Source organism: Porphyromonas sp. COT-108 OH1349 (assembly GCF_000768755.1).
Taxonomy (GTDB): Bacteria; Bacteroidota; Bacteroidia; order Bacteroidales; family Porphyromonadaceae; genus Porphyromonas_A; species Porphyromonas_A canoris.
In genome coordinates this window covers 16,746-38,606 of sequence record NZ_JRAH01000019.1, presented here as the reverse complement: position 1 = coordinate 38,606, position 21,861 = coordinate 16,746, and the positions used below count along the sequence as shown (strand labels likewise).

Annotated in this window: 22 protein-coding genes; 15 read left to right on the top strand and 7 right to left on the bottom strand. The window is 45.4% G+C overall.

The genetic code is table 11. From position 1 onward, the window contains the following. The first annotated feature begins 3 nt into the window (after positions 1 to 3). The 15 genes from JT26_RS04235 to JT26_RS04165 all read left to right on the top strand — a co-directional run bounded on the left by JT26_RS04235 (position 4) and on the right by JT26_RS04165 (position 14,959). On the top strand, positions 4 to 1,377 hold the full coding sequence (locus JT26_RS04235; protein WP_036846682.1) for an NAD(P)/FAD-dependent oxidoreductase: 1,374 nt from the start codon (positions 4 to 6) through the stop codon (positions 1,375 to 1,377). Between the two features lie 894 nt (positions 1,378 to 2,271). Next, positions 2,272 to 3,150 (top strand): YicC/YloC family endoribonuclease, encoded by an 879-nt coding sequence (locus JT26_RS04230; RefSeq protein ID WP_036846678.1) that lies wholly within the window; start codon positions 2,272 to 2,274, stop codon positions 3,148 to 3,150. Positions 3,151 to 3,160: 10 nt separating this feature from the next. Continuing rightward, complete coding sequence (gmk, locus tag JT26_RS04225; RefSeq protein ID WP_036847060.1) at positions 3,161 to 3,733, top strand: guanylate kinase; 573 nt, start codon at positions 3,161 to 3,163, stop codon at positions 3,731 to 3,733. Then, positions 3,730 to 4,335 (top strand): nicotinate (nicotinamide) nucleotide adenylyltransferase, encoded by a 606-nt coding sequence (gene nadD / locus JT26_RS04220; RefSeq protein ID WP_036846677.1) that lies wholly within the window; start codon positions 3,730 to 3,732, stop codon positions 4,333 to 4,335. The genes gmk and nadD overlap by 4 nt, the downstream gene beginning before the upstream one ends. Further along, positions 4,317 to 5,255 (top strand): tyrosine recombinase, encoded by a 939-nt coding sequence (locus JT26_RS04215; protein WP_052110348.1) that lies wholly within the window; start codon positions 4,317 to 4,319, stop codon positions 5,253 to 5,255. Before nadD ends, JT26_RS04215 begins: the two co-directional genes overlap by 19 nt. A 127-nt stretch (positions 5,256 to 5,382) precedes the next feature. Continuing rightward, positions 5,383 to 6,654 (top strand): sigma-54-dependent Fis family transcriptional regulator, encoded by a 1,272-nt coding sequence (locus tag JT26_RS04210; RefSeq protein ID WP_036789852.1) that lies wholly within the window; start codon positions 5,383 to 5,385, stop codon positions 6,652 to 6,654. A 19-nt stretch (positions 6,655 to 6,673) separates the two neighbouring features. Next, the gene (locus JT26_RS04205) at positions 6,674 to 7,210 is read left to right on the top strand and encodes an LptE family protein (protein WP_081966380.1); all 537 of its coding nucleotides are present in this window, start codon (positions 6,674 to 6,676) and stop codon (positions 7,208 to 7,210) included. Positions 7,211 to 7,225: 15 nt separating this feature from the next. Then, positions 7,226 to 7,897 (top strand): hypothetical protein, encoded by a 672-nt coding sequence (locus JT26_RS10145; RefSeq protein ID WP_052110347.1) that lies wholly within the window; start codon positions 7,226 to 7,228, stop codon positions 7,895 to 7,897. Then, positions 7,898 to 8,275: a preprotein translocase subunit SecG gene (gene secG, locus JT26_RS04195; protein WP_036846676.1), complete on the top strand. Its 378-nt coding sequence runs from the start codon at positions 7,898 to 7,900 to the stop codon at positions 8,273 to 8,275. A 140-nt stretch (positions 8,276 to 8,415) separates the two neighbouring features. Next, positions 8,416 to 9,477 carry an agmatine deiminase family protein gene (locus tag JT26_RS04190; protein WP_036846673.1) on the top strand — a complete coding sequence of 354 codons (1,062 nt, stop codon included), beginning with the start codon at positions 8,416 to 8,418 and terminating at the stop codon, positions 9,475 to 9,477. 3 nt (positions 9,478 to 9,480) lie between these two features. Next, positions 9,481 to 10,368 (top strand): carbon-nitrogen hydrolase, encoded by an 888-nt coding sequence (locus JT26_RS04185; RefSeq protein ID WP_036846668.1) that lies wholly within the window; start codon positions 9,481 to 9,483, stop codon positions 10,366 to 10,368. A 9-nt stretch (positions 10,369 to 10,377) separates the two neighbouring features. Next, entirely contained in the window at positions 10,378 to 12,390 is a 2,013-nt protein-coding gene (locus tag JT26_RS04180) for an alpha amylase C-terminal domain-containing protein (RefSeq protein WP_036846665.1), read from the top strand. A 28-nt stretch (positions 12,391 to 12,418) separates the two neighbouring features. Then, entirely contained in the window at positions 12,419 to 13,375 is a 957-nt protein-coding gene (locus JT26_RS04175) for an NAD(P)-dependent oxidoreductase (protein ID WP_036846662.1), read from the top strand. A 42-nt stretch (positions 13,376 to 13,417) separates the two neighbouring features. Continuing rightward, the gene (tsaD, locus tag JT26_RS04170; RefSeq protein WP_036846659.1) at positions 13,418 to 14,461 is read left to right on the top strand and encodes a tRNA (adenosine(37)-N6)-threonylcarbamoyltransferase complex transferase subunit TsaD; all 1,044 of its coding nucleotides are present in this window, start codon (positions 13,418 to 13,420) and stop codon (positions 14,459 to 14,461) included. Further along, complete coding sequence (locus JT26_RS04165; RefSeq protein ID WP_036846656.1) at positions 14,462 to 14,959, top strand: CinA family protein; 498 nt, start codon at positions 14,462 to 14,464, stop codon at positions 14,957 to 14,959. Positions 14,960 to 15,012: 53 nt separating this feature from the next. Here JT26_RS04165 and JT26_RS04160 read toward each other — a convergent pair whose 3' ends face one another. The 7 genes from JT26_RS04160 to JT26_RS04130 form a co-directional block, all read right to left on the bottom strand. Then, positions 15,013 to 16,083: an HpaII family restriction endonuclease gene (locus JT26_RS04160; RefSeq protein WP_036846653.1), complete on the bottom strand. Its 1,071-nt coding sequence runs from the start codon at positions 16,081 to 16,083 to the stop codon at positions 15,013 to 15,015. Then, on the bottom strand, positions 16,064 to 17,806 hold the full coding sequence (vsr, locus tag JT26_RS04155; protein ID WP_160217632.1) for a DNA mismatch endonuclease Vsr: 1,743 nt from the start codon (positions 17,804 to 17,806) through the stop codon (positions 16,064 to 16,066). Before vsr ends, JT26_RS04160 begins: the two co-directional genes overlap by 20 nt. A 657-nt stretch (positions 17,807 to 18,463) precedes the next feature. Next, complete coding sequence (gene rlmH, locus JT26_RS04150; RefSeq protein WP_036846651.1) at positions 18,464 to 18,940, bottom strand: 23S rRNA (pseudouridine(1915)-N(3))-methyltransferase RlmH; 477 nt, start codon at positions 18,938 to 18,940, stop codon at positions 18,464 to 18,466. Continuing rightward, positions 18,937 to 19,620 (bottom strand): YggS family pyridoxal phosphate-dependent enzyme, encoded by a 684-nt coding sequence (locus JT26_RS04145; RefSeq protein WP_036846649.1) that lies wholly within the window; start codon positions 19,618 to 19,620, stop codon positions 18,937 to 18,939. Before JT26_RS04145 ends, rlmH begins: the two co-directional genes overlap by 4 nt. Further along, positions 19,617 to 20,039, bottom strand: a complete 423-nt coding sequence (locus JT26_RS04140) for a DUF4494 domain-containing protein (RefSeq protein WP_036789726.1) — start codon at positions 20,037 to 20,039, stop codon at positions 19,617 to 19,619. Before JT26_RS04140 ends, JT26_RS04145 begins: the two co-directional genes overlap by 4 nt. Positions 20,040 to 20,060: 21 nt before the next feature. Beyond that, entirely contained in the window at positions 20,061 to 20,630 is a 570-nt protein-coding gene (locus JT26_RS04135) for an isochorismatase family protein (protein WP_036847044.1), read from the bottom strand. Positions 20,631 to 20,646: 16 nt separating this feature from the next. Beyond that, the gene (locus JT26_RS04130) at positions 20,647 to 21,801 is read right to left on the bottom strand and encodes a 1-acyl-sn-glycerol-3-phosphate acyltransferase (protein WP_036846647.1); all 1,155 of its coding nucleotides are present in this window, start codon (positions 21,799 to 21,801) and stop codon (positions 20,647 to 20,649) included. Positions 21,802 to 21,861 lie beyond the last annotated feature (60 nt).

The following is a 21,861-nucleotide window of genomic DNA, read 5'->3' as shown; positions in this document are numbered from 1 at the left end:
GCCATGACATACGATATAGCCATTATTGGAGGCGGTCCTGCCGGTTCTAATGCTGCGGAGTATGCTGCTCGAAACGGTCTTCGTGTGCTTCTTTTTGAGAAGAAGCACTACGGAGGAACCTGTCTGAATGAAGGGTGTATCCCCTCGAAGATTCTGCTGCACACGGCGCATCTTTATCACTCGTTGAAGAGTGCAAAGGTGCATGCGCTGGAGATAGACGCACTTTCCGTGAACATGAAAGCTCTTCAGAGGCGCAAGAAGTCTTATGTGAAAGATTTCGGAGCAGGTATCGAGGAGTTTTACAAAGAGATGGGTGTGGAGCAGTGCTTTGGTCACGCCTACATAGATAGCCGTCTCAAGGATGGAACGTTCGTGATCGGAGTAAAAGGCAGAAAGGAACGCTACCAAGCCCATAAGGTGATGTTGGCTACCGGATCCCGTAACTCTGTCCCGACTTTTGAGGGTATAGAGACCTGCCCATACTGGACAAGCAGCGATGTGCTCATGCTCGAAGAACTTCCCAAGTCTGTTTCCATTGTGGGCGGAGGCACTATCGCGGTCGAGATGGCTTCGTTCTTCGTAAACATGGGCGTAAAGACCACACTTATCCAACGCTCTCAGCATCTTCTCAAAGAGATGGATAAAGATATCCGTACCGCTGTCGAGGAGGAGCTTGTACGGCATGGGGTGAAGCTCTATACCGGAACCAAGCTGAAGAAGTTTCAGGGTCATACCATTACATTCGAGCATCAAGGCAGGCAGAAGAGCGTTACTTCCGAAGCCACTCTTATAGCCATGGGCAGAAGTGCAAATGTGGAAGAGCTTGGTTTGGAAGAGCTTCGTCTGAAGCACAAGAAAGGCTATATCCTTGTGGATAAACATTTGGAGACCTCTCTCAAAGGGCTTTACGCTTGTGGAGACATCAACGGACTTTCTCTCTTGGCGCATTCGGCACGTAGAGAAGCCCAAGTAGCCATCAATCATATCCTGAACATCAAAGACGGCATGAGCTATAAGGATATTCCTCAGGTGGTTTACACTCATGCCGAAGCCTCCGGAGTGGGGATGACGGAGCAGGATACCATCGGGCGAAAAGGGTACAACATCCACAAAGTGCCCATTGCGTACGCCGGTCGTCATCTTATAGAGTTTGGGGAGAACGAAGGTTTTTGCAAGATCATCACTTATGGCAAGAGAGAACGTATCGTCGGAGGGCACATCTTCGGGCATCTCTCTTCCGAGTACATCACGCCTGTTGCCATGGCGGTCTCTTTAGGACTCACGTTGGATCAGCTTACCCGTATTCCGTTTCCGCATCCTACCGTAGCGGAGGTTGTGCATCATGCTATCTTCCCTCACACCTATTCCAAGCAGTGAGTAGGGAAAAGGTAATCGCAGAGAGAGCAGGTTCTCTTCACGATGGCGGTTGAAAGCATCGTAGAGCAGCTCCAACTCCTCCCAAGATATAGGATGATATTATAAATATAGTCTCATATTCGGGCAGAATGAGGGTGTTTTTCTCTCATTTTGCCCGAATTTTTATATAAAAGTGCCACTTGAAAAAAGTGCCTCCAAAGGCTCCCTTTTCTCTGTTTTTTCCGGCAAGCGTTGAGGTTCTGTTTTATAATGGTCTTGTATTTAGATTGTTATGGGAAATCGCGAATTTGGAAAAATTTTTTTCTCAGTCCATTTCATGGGCGTTTTTCGCGTTAATAGGTGTGAATTTTAACACCTATTTCTGTGAACGTTTCCTAATAAAGAAATCTGCCTTTTTAGGCACATTTTAGGGTAAAAATACATAGATGTTTGATTGTTAGGGTTTTAATGGTTTTGGCTAAACACGTTAACCGAATCCGGTAAACGTGTTTAATGAAATCGGTAAACGTGTTCATTGAAAAATTAAACACGTTAAGCCGAAAGAATATGCTCGTTNAAACACGTTAACCGAATCCGGTAAACGTGTTTAATGAAATCGGTAAACGTGTTCATTGAAAAATTAAACACGTTAAGCCGAAAGAATATGCTCGTTTACTGTTTTTGCTTAGCAGGTATCGGAAATTGTGTTAATAAAATAGCCCGAATTTAACAGTTCGGTCATGCTCTGAAAACACTGCCTCTGATCAAAATAGAGAGCGGAAAAATAGGAGGAGGCGAAGGGATGGAATATATAAAAATAAAAGAATCGTCCCCTCTCCCCAACGAGAGCCGTGTCCGAAACTCCCTATTTTTTCTTAACTTTGAAGAGATAAACCATTATAGAAGGAGGAAGTAATGTTACAGTCTATGACCGGTTTTGGTAAGGGAACAAGCCAAAACGATGGTGTGAAAATCTCAGTAGAAATAAGAACGCTCAACTCTAAGCAGCTCGATCTTTCCGTTCGTATGCCGAACTTATTGAGAGAGTTTGAGATAGAGTTGCGTAAAGAGGTTGCAGCACAGGTAGTAAGAGGAAAGGTAGAGGTGGCTGTCTCGATGGAAGGACAGCAAAAGAAAGGATCTGCCACACTGAACAGAGAAGTGATACTTCAGTACTGGGAGGAGATCTCTGCCCTGTGTCAGGAGACCGGTATGCCCCATCCTCTGGATGTAACAGCTTCTATCATGCGTATGCCGGACGCTATTTCCGTCAATAACGAGACGGCTCCGGAGGAGACCGCATCTTATCGTGATACGCTCTTTGAGGCATTGGCTCTTGCCATAGAGGCGTTGCAGGCTTTCCGTACGCAGGAAGGGGAGATGCTGGAGGGAGTGTTACGTGGAAATATCGAGAATATTCGCCGGCATTACGATGGTGTTTCTCTCTACGAAGAGCAGCGGGTAGCCGATATTCGAGCCCGACTCACAGAGTCGCTCGAAAAGCTGCAGAATGTCTCTTATGATGCCGGAAGGCTGGAGCAGGAGCTTATCTACTATATAGAGAAGCTCGATATTACGGAGGAGAAAAAGAGACTGGAGAACCATCTGGCATACTTCCTGAAAACCATGGAAGAGCCTGCCGCAGGTAAGAAACTCGGCTTTATAGCTCAGGAGATCGGTCGGGAGATCAACACAATGGGATCTAAGTCCAATCAAGCAGAGATGCAACAGATTGTTGTAAAGATGAAAGATGAGTTGGAACAGATCAAAGAGCAGGTTTTGAATGTTCTCTAAACAGAAAAGTATGGCAAAAAGAGGCAAAATAATCATCTTTTCCGCTCCGTCCGGAGCAGGTAAGTCCACCATAATCTCGGCATTGAGGGAGAGAGGTATTCCGTTTGTTTTCTCTGTTTCAGCCACTTCTCGTCCTCCACGAGGCGAGGAGAAAGAGGGCGAGCACTACTATTTTCTGACCCCCGAAGAGTTTGAAGCCAAAATATCTGCCGGGGAGTTTCTCGAATATGAGGAGGTTTACAAAGGACGCTACTACGGTACGCTGCGCAGCGAAGTGGATAGAAAAGTGGCTGCCGGTCTTAATGTCGTTCTCGATATAGATGTAGTGGGCGCACTCAATGTGAAGAAAATCTACGGCGATGAAGCAAAGACTATCTTCATTATGCCGCCAAGCATAGAGGCTTTGGAGCAGCGACTCTCCGCAAGAGCCACAGATGAAGCGGACAAGATAGCCGAGCGCGTAGCCAAGGCAGAGTGGGAGATCGGGCATGCAGGCGGATTCGATGCCGTTGTTGTCAATGATGACCTCTCCACCGCTTGCAATGAAGCGGAAGAGATTTTCACCCGTTTCATAGCATCATGAAGGATAAAACCATACTTTTTCCCGGCTCTTTCAACCCGATGCACATGGGGCATCTTGCGCTGGCAAACTATGTTTGCGAGTGTATGGATGAGGTTAAGGAACTGTGGTTTATGGTATCGCCGCACAATCCGCTCAAGGAACAGAATCATCTGTTGCCCGATGAGCTGAGAAAGGCTTGGGTTGAGAGTGCCATAGCAGGCTATCCCCGATTCGGTTTATCACTCGTGGAGGATACGTTGCCACGACCGAGCTATACCCTGCATACCATCAGGGCATTGAAGCAGAGCCATCCGGAGCGGTCGTTTGTGCTTCTTGTCGGTACGGATAATCTGGAACAGCTTCCACGTTGGTACGGAATATCGGATCTGCTTGCAGAGATTGAGATATGGGTCTATCCGCGTCCCGGATATTCCGGAGAAGTACCTGCGGAGCTGAACCACCTTGCTCACGGAATCCAACTTATAGATGCTCCGATGATGGAGATCTCTTCGTCGTTTGTACGAGAAAGCCTGCGCAAAGATCGGGTTATCCCATATTTCCTGCCGGCAACCATTTCCGAAGAGCTGTTTGAACAGGTTGTGTCATGGCTCAAGAGGGGATAACAGGAAAATTCCTAAGAGAAACCAACGGACTGGTAGAGGATTTTTACCTCCATTTGAGAGCGGAAAGGCAGCTCTCTCCAAATACATGCGACTCCTATCTTTCCGACCTTAAACATCTTTACGAGTACGCACAATCCCTTTCTCTGAACCCTTTATCTCTCTCCTACGAAAATCTACAACACTTTCTTGCCACTCTTTACGATCTTGGTATTCACGTTCGTTCGATAGCTCGTATAGTGGCCGGAGTGAAGGCTTTTTACAGATTCCTTTTTCTGGAAGAGCTTATCACGGAAGATCCTACCGAGCTTTTGGAAGCTCCTAAGATAGGTATGCGTCTGCCCGAAGTGCTCACAACGGAGGAGATAGACCGTATGCTTGCTACGGTAGATCCGGAAGAAGATCCTTACGGACGGCGAAACCTTGCCATCATGGAGCTTTTGTACAGCTGTGGATTGCGGGTCTCGGAGCTGTGTGCACTCACTTTCTCGCAGCTTTTTCTGGAAGAAGGGTATCTCCGCATTCTGGGTAAAGGTTCCAAGGAGCGTCTCGTGCCTGTCTCTCCTTTAGGTATCTCACGTTTGGAAGAGTACTTGCAAAAAGATCGCTATGCACTTGAACCGAAAGCCGGATACAGGGATCATCTGTTTATCAGTCGCAACAGACAAGCACTCACAAGGCAGATGGTGTTTGTCATTGTCCGCAAGATCGCAGCCACGGCAGATATTCAGAAGCCGATCTCTCCGCATACTTTTCGCCACTCTTTCGCTACTCATCTTCTCGAAGGCGGTGCTCATCTGCAAGCCATTCAGGCAATGCTCGGACATGCCGATATCACTACGACCGAAATCTATACACACATCAGCCGGGAGTCTCTCCGTGAGGAAATTCTGCTGCATCACCCTATGAATAAGCAGAGATAGAAGAGGATGCCTGTTCTGCTTGGATTGAAAGAAAAATAGTAACTTTGTATGAGGTCTTGGTTTGCTCTTTTGCGTAGTACGGCAAGAGGCAACAGCCGGACATACGAATGAGGAAGAATAGGTCATGATATCTCAACAGGAACTTCAACAAGTCAAGCAAAGATTCGGAATTATAGGCAACTGTGATGCTCTCAACAGAGCCATAGAGGTGGCTCTTCAGATTGCAAAGACGGATGTCTCCGTACTTGTCGTGGGAGAAAGTGGTGTCGGGAAAGAGGTTTTTCCACAGATCATACACCAGAATAGCGCACGTAAGCACGGGACTTATATAGCAGTAAACTGTGGTGCTATACCCGAAGGGACGATAGACTCGGAGCTTTTCGGGCATAAGAAAGGCTCGTTTACGGATGCGGTTTCGGAGCGTAACGGCTACTTTGAAGTGGCTAACGGCGGTACGATCTTTCTGGATGAGGTGGGAGAGTTACCGATGCCGACACAAGCCCGTCTGCTAAGAGTGTTGGAGTCCGGAGAGTTTATGAAAGTGGGTTCTTCCGAAGTAAAACGAACCGATATCCGCGTTGTGGCGGCAACCAATGTAGAGTTGGACAAGGCGATAAAGAAGAAAAAGTTCAGACAGGATCTCTACTATCGTCTCGATACGGTTACTATCGAGCTTCCTCCTTTAAGGGATAGAGGGGAGGATATCCCGTTGCTATTCCGGAAATTTGCCTCAGACTTTGCAGACAAGTATCGTATGCCTCCCATCCGCTTGGACGAAGGAGCGCAACGAGCCATCATGCTCTACTCTTGGCCCGGGAACATTCGCGAGCTGCGCAATCTGGTCGAACGCATCAGTGTGGTCTCTAATGAGAGGCAGATTACGAGAGATATGCTGCTCTCTTATCTGCCGTCCAATGCTCTTACGAGACTGCCTGCCGTGGTGGAGCAACACTCCAAGATGGAGGAACAGAACGGCTGGGATATACCTCCATTCGGGCAAGGGCACACGGGTAACAGCGAGATCCTCTATAAGATGCTTATAGACCTGAAGATGGAAGTGGCAGAACTCTCCCGGATGCTAAAGGACAGCATGGCAGGAGCAGCATCAGGTGGAATAAGCGGTATGCCTTCACACTCCGGTTATGCACATGTCTCTCAGGCTTTGCTCCCGACCAAATCTCCCTCGATGACTGTTCCGCAAAACAGCTTCCTCCATGAGGTGGAGGATGTAGAGGAGATACCGGAAGCGGAAACTCCTCCCACGCTGGATGAGATGGAGAGAGAGTATATCCTTCAAGTGCTCTCCAGAAACGGAGGAAACAGAAAGAAGAGTGCAGCAGATTTGAAGATTTCGGAACGAACACTTTATAGAAAACTCAAAGAACACCGGATAGAGTAAGAACCGGATAGAATGCGATATGAAACAGATAGCCGAAAAGAGGATTGTTTTCTCTCTCTTTATACTATTGATCTCGGTGGCTTCTTTTGCCGTGAGCAGCTGCATCCCCTCGTATAAGCTGAGCGGAACAAGTATAGACTACACCAAGATAAAGAGTATCTCCATAAAGGATTTTGGAAATCTTGCTCCAACCGTTTATCCTCCTTTGGCAACAAGGTTTTCGGAAGAGCTTAGAGACCAATTCCAGAAGCGAACCCGTCTTACACAGAACAAGGACAGGGGAGACCTGGAGCTTGAAGGCGAAATAGTAGGATACGATCTTACGGCAGAGGCGATACAGGAAAATGCTTACGCAGCAAAGACACGTCTGACAATGAGAGTGAAGGTGCGCTACGTCAATAACAAAGAGGAGAAAAAGAGCTTTGAAAAAGAGTTTACGGCATACGCTTCATTCGACAGCGGACTCATGTTCAACGATGTGCAGGATGCGTTGGTGGACGACATCTCTAAAGATATTATCAATCAGATCTTCAATGCTACGGTGGAAGACTGGTAAGATAGAACGATTGATATGACCTTAGACCAACTCTACTCTCTACTTAGAAATCCGGAGGAGATACAGGCAGAACATATAGAGGACTTGTACTCTCTGTCTGCCACTTATCCGTATGCTACTCCTCTGCACATGTTGCTGCTGAAGGCTCTTTACAAGTGTAAAGATCTCCGGTTTGCATCCGAGCTTCGCCGGAGAAGCATTCATATCTCCCGTCCGGAGCGACTCTTTTTCCTTTTGAAAGGGCAGGAATATGGCTTGACATGGTATGGCGAAGAGCCTCAAGCCCATGGGGATAAAAGTAAGAGTATTTCCGCCTCTCAAGATGAGACTTGGGATGTGATAACTTCCCTTATCCAAGAGACGGTTGCAGAGAGTAATCTTGCCGAAAGTCCGGTAGAATCGTTGCCTTTATACGCGATACCGGAATACGATCTATCCGCTCCGGTGGAACATCCGGCAGAGGAAAAGAGTGCGACTGAAAGCATCGTCAAGAATGATGATGCCACTTTGCCCGAAGAAGATGAACTCCTTACGGAAACTCTGGCTAAACTATATATAAGACAAGGTAAATATGAGCAGGCGAAGAAGATAATTTCTTCTCTGCGTTTGAAATATCCGCAAAAAAATAGTTACTTTGCAGAGCAAATTCGGTTTCTGAATAGATTAATAACAAATAATAGAACTTAAATGTACACATTCTTATCTATCTTAATAATTGTATTGGCTCTTTTGCTGATTGCTATTGTAACCATACAAGAGTCTAAAGGTGGTGGCTTGGCTGCCGGCTTTGCTTCAAACAATCAGATCATGGGTGTGCGCAAGACAACAGATTTCCTTGAAAAGGCGACATGGACTCTTGCCGGACTTTTGGTATTCTTCTCTATCATTGCAGCAAGATACGCTCCCACAACACAAAGTACAAGAGAAGTATCCGACATTGAAGAGATGGTAGAAAAGGCTCCTATGCCTACTCCTGCAGAAGCAACTCCTTTTAGCGCAACTCCTGAAGAGACAGCTACTCCGGCTACAGAGACTACAACACCGGGAGATACTGCTGTACAATAATAAGGATAGATTATAAAATAGAGATAGTGATGTAGCTACTCTTCGGAATAGCCATCTTTTTATAGCATCGAAGGATCTTCCCCGGTTTTTGATTCCGAGGGTGAGATCCTTTGTTCTTTTTATTAAACAACAGACTGCATATGTCCGACAATATCAATAAGCGTAGAAGATTTATTCCCGAATTTGAACCTCAGGATGCCGTGCTGCTTTGCTGGCCTCATAAGAGTATGGATTGGAACTACATCCTTTCCGATATAGAGCATTGCTATGAGCAGATTGCCAAAGCGATTTTGAGATTTCAACCTCTGGTCATTGCCTGCATAGAGCCTACGGAAACTCTTCTCCATCTTCAGGAGTTATCTTTCCCACACACGTTGCGGATAATTACCGATATTCCTTTGAATGATACATGGGCAAGGGATACAGCTCCTTTATCTTTGATGGAAGATGGTAAGCCTGTGCTTCTTGACTTTGCTTTCAATGGCTGGGGCTTGAAGTATGGTTGGGATAAGGATAATGAGATCGCAGCCTCACTGCAGAAACATGGCGTGTTTGCCCCGAATGTCGTTTGTCGCAGAAAGAAAGATTTTGTCTGCGAAGGGGGGGCGGTAGAAACGGATGGATGCGGTACGCTGCTTACAACAAACTCTGTACAATACGAGCCCAACAGGAATAGCAAACTCTCCAAGCATGAGATCCTTGATGTCTTGAAGGAGGAGTTTGGAGTGGAACAAGTGGTCTCTCTTTCTGTCGACGCAATGTCCGGAGATGATACAGATGGACATATAGATACATTGGCAAGATTTTGCAGTCCGGATACCATAGCTTATGTCGGTGCTCCTAAGGATAAAAGTGATATTCATTTCGATTCATTGGTGCGGATGGAGCAAGAACTTCAAGCCATGAGAAATACTAAGGGAGAGCCTTATCGCTTGGTAAAGCTGCCTTTTGTCTCTCCTGTTTATGACCCTCTACGAGGAGAGAGACTGCCGGCTACGTATGCAAACTTTCTTTTGATCAATGGAGCGGTTTTACTTCCAATATACGACGTACCCGAAGATGAGGAAGCGATAGCGGTCATAAAAGAAACTTTCCCGGACAGGGAGGTGGTCGCAATAAATTGTTTCACTGTTGTGCGTCAGCACGGATCATTGCATTGTATCACGATGCAGTTTCCTAAAGGTTTTGTTCAAAACATCTAAGATATGAAAGTAGCACTCATACAGCAGCACAATACTCCCGATAGAGAAGAGAACAAACAGCGTTTACGTGGCAAAATATTGGATGTCGCCCGGCAAGGAGCCGAGTTGGTTGTCTTGCAAGAACTGCATAATGGTCTTTACTTCTGCCAGGAAGAGGATGTGAACATCTTCGATCAGGCAGAACCTATACCGGGAGAATCGACCACATTCTACGGGGCTATCGCAAAAGAGGCAGGCGTTGTACTGGTAACTTCACTATTTGAAAAACGTGCCACCGGACTCTATCACAACACTGCTGTAGTACATGAAAAAGATGGTTCTATTGCCGGAATATACAGAAAGATGCACATTCCGGACGATCCGGCATACTACGAAAAGTTTTATTTCACACCCGGAGATCTTGGCTTTCATCCCATAGAAACCTCTGTGGGTAAGCTGGGTGTTTTGGTTTGTTGGGACCAGTGGTATCCGGAAGCTGCACGGCTTATGGCTTTGGCAGGAGCCGAAATGCTCATCTATCCAACGGCGATAGGCTGGGAAAGCACCGATATTCCACAAGAGAAAGATAGACAAAGAGAGGCATGGATTACCGTGCAGAGAGGTCATGCTGTTGCCAATGGACTTCCTGTGGTAGCAGTAAATAGAGTAGGCTATGAAGAAGATCCTTCCGGACGTACAAATGGTATAACATTTTGGGGTTCTTCTTTTGTTGCCGGACCGCAAGGAGAACTTCTGGCAATGTTTTCCAATACAGAAGAAGAGGTCAGAGTCGTTGATGTGGACTTACGCCGTTCAGAAAATGTCCGTCGTTGGTGGCCCTTCTTGAGAGATAGACGAATAGATGCTTTTGCAGACCTGTCATTGAGATATAGAGACAACAAAAGATTTTAGAGCAGACGTATGAATCTTCCGATAATAGAGAATGATCCTTGGCTTAAGCCTTATGCTGATATAATAAACAAAAGAAATCAGAACATAAAGAGTAAGAGAGAAGAGCTGACCTCTAACGTGTCCGGCTCACTTTCTCGCTTTGCTGACGGATATTTATATTTCGGTCTTCACAGAGAGAAGACCGGTTGGGTTATCAGAGAGTGGGCACCTAACGCCACAGCTCTCTACCTTCTTTGCGATGGCAATGGCTGGAAGATAGAGGAGGCTTTCAAGTTTCATCCGTTAGATCATGGTATATGGGAGCTTTCTCTTCCCTTGGATGCTCTCAAGCATGGAGATCATTTCAAACTCTTTGTAGAGTGGAACGGTGGTAGTGGCGAGCGCATACCTGCTTGGGCGAAGTATGTTGTCCAAATGCCGGATACTGCTATCTTTTCTGCGATGGTCTGGGAGCCGGAATCTCCTTTTACCTTTAAGTACGGCAGACCGACATCCAATCATCAGCCACTCTTAATTTATGAGTGTCATGTCGGAATGGCTACCGAAGAAGAGAAGATCGGGACGTACAACGAGTTTAGAGAGAACGTTCTTCCGAAGATAGCCGAATCGGGCTATAATGCCATACAGTTGATGGCGATACACGAACACCCCTACTACGCCTCTTTTGGTTATCAGGTCTCCTCTTTTTTTGCTCCATCTTCCAAGTATGGCACGCCCGATGAGTTGAAAGCACTTATTGACGAAGCGCACCGATTGGGCATAAAAGTGATAATGGATATTGTTCACTCCCATGCCGTAGCCAATGAAGTGGACGGACTGGTTCGTTTTGACGGATCTGAAGAGCAGTATTTCTATCCCGGAGGAAAGGGAGAACACTCCGAGTGGGGCACGAAACTTTTCGATTATGGTAAGAATGAAGTCCTTCATTTCTTACTCTCCAACTGCAAGTATTGGCTGGAAGAGTTTCGCTTCGATGGTTTCCGCTTCGATGGCGTAACCTCTATGCTCTATCTGCACCATGGTATCGGAGCTTCTTTCTGTACCTATGGAGACTATTACAACGATATGCAGGACGAGAATGCTCTTACCTATCTGGCTTTGGCAAATGAACTTGTGCATGAAGTCTATCCCGAAGCTGTTACCATTGCAGAAGATGTCAGCGGTATGCCCGGTCTTGCTTTACCGGTAAAGAAAGGCGGATATGGCTTCGATTACAGAATGGCTCTTAATATCCCCGATTTCTGGATAAAGATCATCAAAGAGTATCCGGACGAACATTGGACACCGGGTTCTATCTGGTGGGAATGTACCAATAGGAGAGGAGATGAGAAGACAATAAGCTATGCTGAAAGCCATGACCAGGCATTGGTAGGAGATAAGACCATCATCTTCCGCCTTATAGATGCCGATATGTACTGGCACATGGATAGGGCGGACTCCAATATGAATGTGGAGCGTGGTATTGCGTTGCACAAGATGATACGTCTGGTTACCGCTACAACCATAAATGGAGGTTACCTGAACTTTATGGGAAATGAGTTCGGACATCCCGAATGGATAGACTTTCCCCGTGAAGGCAACGATTGGAGCTATAAGTATGCTCGTCGCCAATGGTCTCTTCGAGAGAACGGATTTCTAAGGTATCAACTTCTGGATGAGTTTGACAAGAAGATGATACACTTTATCTCCGGCATCAGAGACTTTGCTTCTCTTCCTCTAAACTCTATTTGGGAACAGAATGAAGAGCAGGTATTGGCTTACACAAGAGGTGAGTATATGTTTGTTTATAACTTCAGTCCGTCCAATTCTTATACAGACTATAACATCATAGCCCCTTCCGGTGAGTACGAAGTCCTTTTCTCTTCCGATGACACAGCCTTTGGCGGATACGATCGGATAGATAAAACGGTACATCACTTTACCGCTCCCGATATAAGCTATACGATAGAGGGCAAGGGGATTTTGTCTTTATACTTGCCGGCTCGTACGGCTATGGTTCTTAGACGAATAGAGAAAAAATAGGTATATCAATATTATACAGCGCGGAAAGATGAAACTATTAGTCGCTTTTAATATGCTTAGAGAGGGCTGGGATGAGCTTCAACAACACTTTGAAGTCGTATTCCCTCCCGAAGGTAGAGACTTTACACACGATGAGATTGTAGAACAAGTGGCAGACTGCGATGTGCTCTGCTCGGTATTTGATATCCCCGTAGATAGAGAGATAATAGATGCCGGAAAGAAGCTCAAACTTATTTCCAACTACGCCGTAGGCTATAACAATATAGATATAGAGTATGCAGCATCTAAAGGGATTGCCGTTACCAACACTCCTCGATCGGTAGTAGAACCCACTGCCGACCTTGCTCTCTCTTTGTTGTTGGATGCTACACGAAACATCTCTCGCTGGGATGCGCTGATGCGGAAAGAGCAGCACGCCTTGAAGATTTCCCGTTTGACCAATCTTGGGACGGGCATCCATGGCAAAACGCTTGGCATTATCGGAATGGGTAATATTGGAAAAGCCTTTGCTCGCAGGGCACAAGCGTGTGGCATGAAGATTCTCTACAATAAGCGTACACGCTATACCGAAGCCGAAGAAGCCGGACTTGCATTTACTTATGCCTCCGTGGAGGGGATCCTGCAGCAGGCAGATGTGGTTTCTCTTCACACTCCCTATTCCAAAGAGACGCATCACCTCATAGATGCTAAAGCATTGAAGATGATGAAGCCTACTGCTATTCTGATCAATACAGGCAGAGGAGCATTGGTGGACGAAGCAGCTCTTGTGGAGGCTTTACGCAGTGGCACTATTGCCGCAGCCGGGTTGGATGTATTTGAAAATAAAGATATTCCCTCATTGGAACTCTATTCTCTGCCCAATGTATCTCTTACTCCACACATTGGAACACAGACCGTGGATGCCCGTATGGAGATGCTCAAAGAGCTGTCCGATGCCGTTATCGGATTTTTCCACGGAGGACGAGAAGTGCCTCGCGTTGTATAGATCGCTGTGGACATCCTCAAATTATAACAACTCAGAACAACAATGGATATAACATCACTCATAGATACCGATAAAGTCATTTTAGGGATAGAGTCTTCCTGCGACGACACTTCTGTGGCAGTACTTAGAGGGGATACGATACTCTCTAACGTCATAGCCGGTCAGGCTGTTCATCAGGCGTATGGAGGCGTAGTACCCGAACTCGCCGGACGTGCTCACATGCAGAATATTGTACCGGTTGTCTCGGAGGCTATCAAGCGTGCCGGTATAGAGAAAGAAGATATAGACGTCATCGCTTATACGAGAGGACCGGGACTTTTAGGCTCTCTCCATGTGGGCACTTCGTTTGCAAAAGGGATGGCAATGGGGCTTAAAATTCCTATGGTAGATGTCAATCACTTGCAGGCACACGTTTTGGCGCACTATATCCAGACTCCCGACACTCGTGTAGCTGTTCCGGAGTTTCCTTTTCTCTGCCTTCTCGTCTCCGGGGGCAACTCTCAGATCATTTTGGTAGAGTCTCCCTCCAAGATGGATATTGTGGGTAAGACTATCGACGATGCAGCCGGAGAAGCATTCGATAAGTGTGCAAAGGTTATGGGACTCGGTTATCCCGGCGGTCCTGTTGTGGACAGGTTGGCAAAAGAGGGAGATCCGAAAAGATTTGCTTTTGCAAAGCCTCAGATTGCTGGACTCGATTACAGCTTCAGCGGACTCAAAACCTCTTTCCTCTATACACTGAGAGACGAGCTGGGAAAAGACCCTGACTTCATTGAGAAAAATAAAGAAAATCTCTGCGCATCACTTCAACACACCATCATAGAGATATTGATGCAGAAACTGGTTAAGGCTGCCAAGCAGTATGGAGTCAAGGAAGTGGCAGTAGCCGGAGGTGTTTCTGCCAACTCCGGTCTTCGTTCGGCATTTGTAGATTACGGTAAACGCTATGGCTGGAACATCTATATTCCTCCGTTTGCATACACTACGGACAACGCCGCAATGGTAGCCATGGCAGGAGCTTTTGCTTATAAAGCAGGAGAGCGAAGCGGTTTCGACTTGGAGCCTTACTCCAGAGTAAGCATTTAGATGAATACACTAAAACAGGTGCAAGAGATAGCACAACTTCTCTTGAAACATGGTTACACCCTTCGGGTCGCCGAGAGCTGCACCGGAGGGAATATCTCTCACCACCTTACGGAAACAGATGGATCTTCTCTCTGGTTCGGTGGTGGCATGGTAACCTATACGCCTGAAACCAAAAGAGAATGGCTGTTGAGCGAATGGCGCGAAGAGTGGCACAGCGATCTTGTAAGAGAGGATGTTGCTGTGGCTATGGCACTATCTCTCTGGAAAAAAGGCTCTTCATCGCCATCTCTTATAACACTATCTACTACCGGAGTAGCCGGTGATTCTCCATATTGTGGGCATCAACCCGGAGAGATGTGGGTAGCAGCTGTGGTGTGTGGAGAGATACACACGCTGAAAGTAACCTTACCACCTCAAGAGAGCAGGCAGGAGCGCATCCAAGCTCTAACTGAAGCAGCTCTCAGCTTTTTACTCTCTTTGTTGAGAAAGTTATGGTAGGAAGATTGTCAAGTAATGTGTGTTACCGGGTGCTGTACATGTTTATTATACAACTATCTAAATCTGATTTGGAGGTTTAGCTTTATGAAGTACTCTCCGTTCTCGCAATAAATCTTTCCAAATTCATGGCGATTCTTACTGGGAGTATCAAAATAGGTATTGTAGAAGAGGTAATCTTCAAGATCATTTCGGTCAAAAAAGTGATAGCAGACAACATCTCCATCTTGTTTTACTATGATATACCCTCCATTTGCGTGAAATTTTCCATACCAAGGTGTTGTACTGGTCATCCCTAAAGCAAAGGCAAGTAAAAATTGTTTTACTTTGTAAGCATACATCGGCTGTCGTACATCATTCATTATTCCGAGAGGATCTTTTTTAGAAATACAATCTGTAATTTCCTTTATGTTCGATCCTTTTCCGGAATAATATAAATAGAGAGCCTCTGCGATAATCTTTTCAAGACCTAAATCAAGTAAAAGAAGATTATTGTGCAGAATATCACCGGCAACCTTGTAGTACTCAATCGAGGCTCCGATAGACTCTAAATATTTAAATTTTTGTTTGAAGTATTTGTAAGAGTTGCACTTTTCTATTTGTTGTCCTGAAAATTTGATTCCCGTAACCTTAAAAATAAAATTTGTTCCATTCTTATTTGCATTGATTAGGGTGGGGTCCCCTCCAAGTTTCGATTTGATACTATAACCTAATTCCGGCTTTGAGCCGGTCACTAAATTATGGATGACGATTCTGATATCGGCTTTATCCGAAGATTTGGCTTTGATGGAGTGGATGTCCATCCTATTCATGAATTTTTCAGTATCGGAGAAGTCGGATTCTTTGTTAAGGTTCTTTATAAGTTTTAATAGTTTACCGGCTTCGGCTTTAAATTCTTCTTGAGAAACTTCTATATAAATATTTTGTCCTGATATTAAGATTTTTTCTTTCTTGACTTCGTATGTATTTCGGTTTTTGTTATCATCCCGAAAGATTTTCAAGATGGGATAAAATTTATCATCATAGCGATTAAGTTCTCCATCTCCACAATAGAGACACCCGTCTGCCAATAACTTGAAGAAAGCGTACAATTCGCTCCATTCTCCTTTATTTCCCTTCAGTGCCATATTGCTTGGATTTGGAAAGATTGATTCTTTTAATTATTTCCTCTGCTGTTGCTTGAATGGCAGGTACTGCCACAGAGTTACCAAATTGTTTGTATGCGGAAGCATCTGCAACCCCGATTATAAATTCGTCGGGAAATCCCTGCAGTCGAGCCCACTCACGAGGAGTCATTCGGCGGAGACCGTCTCTATTGACTTCTCCTTTGATATTGGTTACCGGAGTGAAGTCTTTAAGTCGGTTATCTATGACAAGATTACGCTCCCGTCCCATTCCTCCAACAACAATTGCATTGGCTATTCCATCATCAGGAATTATCTCATAACCGAATCCGTTTCCTTTGGCAGCATGACGTTCCTTGTGTGCCATAAGAGTTTTTATATATTGGGTGGATAAGTAATACTTGACCGAAACGGTGTTCTCTTCCTTTATATCGGCAAATGTTTTTTTCTTACTCTTTGGTTTGGGATAGTTGAACTCATCTACGTTTTGATCTTTTCGGAATCCCACGATATATACTCTCTCGCGATGTTGTGGGACTCCAAAATTCATTGCATTTACAATTTGAGGTTCCGGGACATAATAATCCAAATCTTCTCTTAGTACTTTCAGTATGGTTTTTATTGTCTTTCCCTTATCATGAATCAGCAGTCCTTTTACATTTTCCAGAAAGAATGCTTTGGGTCGCTTACGGCGCAATATTTCTGCGATATCAAAAAAAAGAGTACCCCGAGTTTCTTCAAATCCCAACCGTTTCCCTGCCAAAGAAAATGCTTGACAAGGAAAACCTGCACATAAAATATCAAAATTGTCAGGGATGAAATCTTTTGTGGTTTCCAAGGTAATATCTCCGAAAGGGACTTCTCCATAGTTCAGGAGATATGTTTTTTTTGCCTGTGGATCCCACTCGGATGAGAATACACACTTCCCTCCCAAATTTTGCATAGCCATTCTAAATCCTCCTATGCCGGCAAATAAGTCTATGAATGTGAATTTGGGATTGACTATAGGTAGAAAAGGAACAGAAAACAAGTCCGAAAAGAATGAATATTCGACTCCTTCTTCTGCCACATGAGATATATCGGTTCTCTTCCGGTGGATATTGTAGATGTCTTTGATGAGTCCTTCAGCTTTTGTCTTATAAGTCTTGGCATGCTTAAGCCCTTTATTGTGCAGGTAATGGGAAATTATTGCCATCTGTTCTTCAAAAGGGATGATACTTCCATCTTTATTCAAAGAGTGGGGACCATATATTTGAAGAGAAACAGAATTGCCTCCACATATCTTTGTAATGGAGATTTTCTCATTGGATAAAGTTCTTGTGTTCATGTGATTCAAAATTTTGCTTAGACACTTATCCGGTTCTTTGATTATTTCTGTTTCCCAGAACCGAAAGACCTGCCATCCTTCTGCTTTTAAGTGTTCGTTGACCTCCTTATCTCTTGCGATGTTTCGCTCGATTTTGGAATGCCAGAATTCGGTGTTGCTTTTGTGATCATTCTTTCGCTTTTCCCAATTCCTGCCGTGCCAAAATTCCCCATCGCAAAATATCGCTATTTTAGACTTCTGAATAACAAAATCCGGCTTGCCAAATACTCTTCTGTCGTTCTTCCGATATCTTATGCCTGCATTCCATAAGAGTCGTCCGAATAACACCTCGATTTTGGTGTCCTTCCCTTTGTTAGCCGACATGTTTCTGTGTCGCTGTTCTTTTGTCAGACGGTCCATTGGTTGTGTTCTTTTGGAGAGTGTACACATCCTATTCTCTGGACAAAGATAATTATTTAACCTGAAAGACTTATTTGATATTTGGAGCTCTTATCCGCATTGATATCTCCCAAATCCTTTAATGGAGTTGGTAATGATCTCTTTTTTATTCTTGTACTGATTGGATGAGTGATATAATGGAAATATTAGTTGATAAAAAGATCGCTCTTCCTGTTTATTTTCTCTTCTGAACGAGTAAAAAAATAGAAAGCAAGGTTTGATTTGTAACAGACAAGGCTTGGTTTGTAGGAGTTAAGCTTTGATTTGTGAGAGTTAAGTTTTGATTTCTGTAAATCGAGCCTTGATTTACAGAACAGAATACGTTTAGAGCAAGTTTTTAATACTATCGTTTCTGTTTGGGAACGGATTAAGTTTCTTTTTGTTCTGCTTTCACTTCTCTTTTCGATGATAGACAGGAGGAGAAGCATGGAAGATGAGTTTTGTCGTTTTAGGTAAAGCGACAGTCGGACAGAGGAGGAAAGGGGGAGAAGGTGCTATTTTGAGATCTTTTGCCAAGAAGCTCTCTTTTTCAAAGGTCTTATTTTCAAGATTGACGGCTGACAGGTAGAGAGAGCCGGAGGAGTGTGCCAGGAGTGAGGGTCGGATGTGATCCGTCTCTCAATCGTGGTGATAGGGGAGACCTTTGATGATGGAGATCCAGCGATACACCTGCTCTGCAAGGAAGAGGCGTATCATTTGGTGGGAAAATGTGAGCTTGCTAAGAGAGATTTTTTCGTGTGCCACGGCATAAACTTCATCCGAAAATCCGTAAGGTCCGCCAATGATCAAGACCATTTTTTTATAGGATGATTGTATCTGTCCATCGAGCCAAACCGCCATTTCGGACGATGTTCGCTCCTTGCCTCTTTCATCCAAAAGGATTATTCTGTCCGATGTTTCGAGTTTGCTCAAAATCAGTTCGCCCTCTCTCTTTTTCTGCTCTTCGGGGTCGAGCGATTTCCTGTTTTTTATATCCGGAATGGCTATCTCTTCCACAGAGATATACCTTCCGGATCTTTTGTAGTATTCTTGTGTGGCAGACTCCAAACCTTTGTCGTCCGTCTTGCCGATGTAGAGGATGACGATCTTATTCACTCCGAAAAGATTTTGGAACCTACTCTTACGATGGTTGCGCCGTATTCGAGGGCGATCTTATAGTCGTGGCTCATTCCCATGGAAAGCTCTTTGAATGTGGCAGGCAGCTCAAGTTCGTCGGCTTTTGCCTGTACCTCTTTCATGAGATCGGATACCTGTTTGAACTCCAAGCGTATTTGTGCTTCGTCGTCCGTATTGGTTGCCATGGTCATCATGCCAGCAAACTCGACATTCTTGTATTTCAGCCACGGCTTGGAGGCGATAAGATCAAGAAACTCTTCCGGTGTGAGCCCGGATTTGGTCTCTTCCTGTGCGATATGGATCTGCAACAAGACACGGGGGGGAGCTGTGCGACCCTCTGCCTGTCCGGCTCTCTTGTCTATCTCTTCCAATAGCGACTCGGAGTCCACACTGTGGATCGTGTGGATGAAAGGCGCAATATACTTCACTTTGTTACGCTGCAACTGACCTATCAGATGCCATTCGATGTCTTTCGGTGCTACTTCGTACTTGGCTCTCAACTCCTGTACACGATTCTCTCCGAACACTCTCTGACCGGCACTCTCATAGGCTGTCATGAGAGCCTCGACCGGATAATATTTTGAGACAGCCACCAGCGTGACACTCCGATCTTGCGGAAGTGTCTGCCGGATAGCTTCTATATTTTCTCGGATGCTCATGCGTTACCTCTAAGGATGTCCATTATCATGGTTTCACTGACGGCGGCAAGCTCGTAGTCCATCATGCTTCCGCTCATTCCTTTGTGCAGTAGAGCTATGGCACCTTCTACGTCTGCTGCCTGCGAAAGCATATTGACGTACTTCTTTTTTTCTACTCCCGCTTTTTCGTCCAAAGAGATGAAGCCGACCTTCATCTTGTAAAACTTGTCGCCGTTCTCGTCCGTGAATATCTCGGCATACTTTACCTTCTTCACGCTGTCCACGATGAACGGACCACGCGGACCGAGTTCTTCGGCAAGTCTATTCTCTGCTTCGGTAAAGGAAAGAGCATCCAAAAGGTAGATTTCGGACACTTTCTTCATCTTTCCGTCCTGATTTTCTTCTTTCTCGTAGGTTACTTTACATTCAAACCAATTCATTTTCGTTGTTCTTTATATCTGTTATGCTATGTTACATTGATGTGTCTGTGCAAATTTTTCTATGGTTTCTCCGTCGTCGAAAGAGCCGATGCACTCTTTCAGTATGACGATATTCCGGGGAGGCATACCATGCTTGATGAGGTCGCTCAGCGTGGTGAAGACACAATATTCACCCGCTATGCCGCACACTTCGACAGAGGAAGAGGATTGGAGATATTCGGGCAGGCTCTCTCCGAATGCGCTATACTCATCTTTCTCTTGCAGCTTCCCTTTCTCCACAATAGTGATGCGAGGAGCAGCAGAATTGCCCTTTAGCTTGATGAGAGCCTGCATCAGCGGTTCGTATATAGCAGCTCCCACGCTCTGCTTGATGCAGTGCGGCGGCCACTCTCCGCCTTGAGCCACGAAGCTGCAGTGGTCTATCGGGTGAGCATCCACGGTAATTACGATCTGTTCCCACGCTTGGGTGGGAGCAAGAGCCTCTTTCTCTATCCGTTCCGTCAGCTTCAGCATTGCCGCTTCTGCTTTGGGGACAGCCAATGATCCCGATATGAAGTCTATCTGTGGATCTACGATCAATAGTGTTTTCATGTTCTGTGTCTGTTCTTTACGCATTGAGATTGTTGATGAGAGGGTTGGCGTACATCTCCAGAATGCGTTCTCTGAGAAATGCTTCATCCTTTTCTCCTCCCGATATTTCTATCTTCGCAATCTGTTCGGCGAAGTAACGCTCTATCTCTTCCAGCTCCTTTTCTCCATACATACTGCCTTGATACTTCTTTGTTCCGTTGAGAAGATCATAGGCGATGTAGTTTATTTCATAGAGTCTATATCTTTTGTGTATCCGCTTATCTATCTCTTCCGCCCAGGCTTGAAGTGCTTCTTTCGTGGAAAGTCCGGTACTAAAGTCGCCCATCGGATCGCATACGGAAAGATGTACACGCCCTTTCTTGCCAACGATACCCTGCTGCATGTTTTTGAGATCATCCATTTGGCTCTTTTTGTGATCCGGATTGATCTTTTTCTGTAACATCTCTTGCGCTTTGAGGTAGTCGCACGGGTCGTACTCGTAAGAGAGCGATACGGGAACGATTTTCAACTCTCGGAGGGCGGTGTCGGTATCTTTGTCCGAACTCATCGTCAGCATTTTCAGCATGGCTGTCTGCGTCCGGTCGTTGGAGTCTTTGGCTCTACCTTCTCTTTGAGCTATCCATACCGGTTCGCCGGTCTCGGTAATCGTGTGACGGATATAGGAAGAGAGCTTTTTGCTTTCGGCGAGCATCTCTCTGACGGATACCGCTCGTTTGACGATAAAAGAGTTGTTGATCCTTACAAGCTGCCTTATCCACTCCTTGATGAGAAGGTTATCGCCTATCGCGATTTGAGGGAACAGCTTGCCGTTCTGAAAGAGTAAGACGCTGAGGAAAGAGGCATCCAAGACAATGTCTCTATGGTTTGTGATAAAGGTGTAAGCCTTATCTCCCTCTATTTTACTCATGCCGGAAGCCGAGAGAGAGAAGCAACTTTTCTTGGCGATCTGCATCACGACCGGAAGAGAGATGTGTTTCTTGAAGTCGTAAATGGTTCGGATCCGCGGTTGCAACGCCTCCAAATCTTTTGCCGTATGCCCCGGCAGCATCAGAGGAATAAGGGCACGAAGCGTCTCATCCTGCAATAGCTGTGCAAATGCTTCCGGTATCTCTGTTTCGTTTAGCGGTCTTATGTCTTTGTAAAGATCGTTGGATATGTTGGTTGTTTCCATACTTTCAGTTTCGATTTTGTGTTGGTTGATCAGTGCGATAGTGTCTGCTCTATCGGGGCA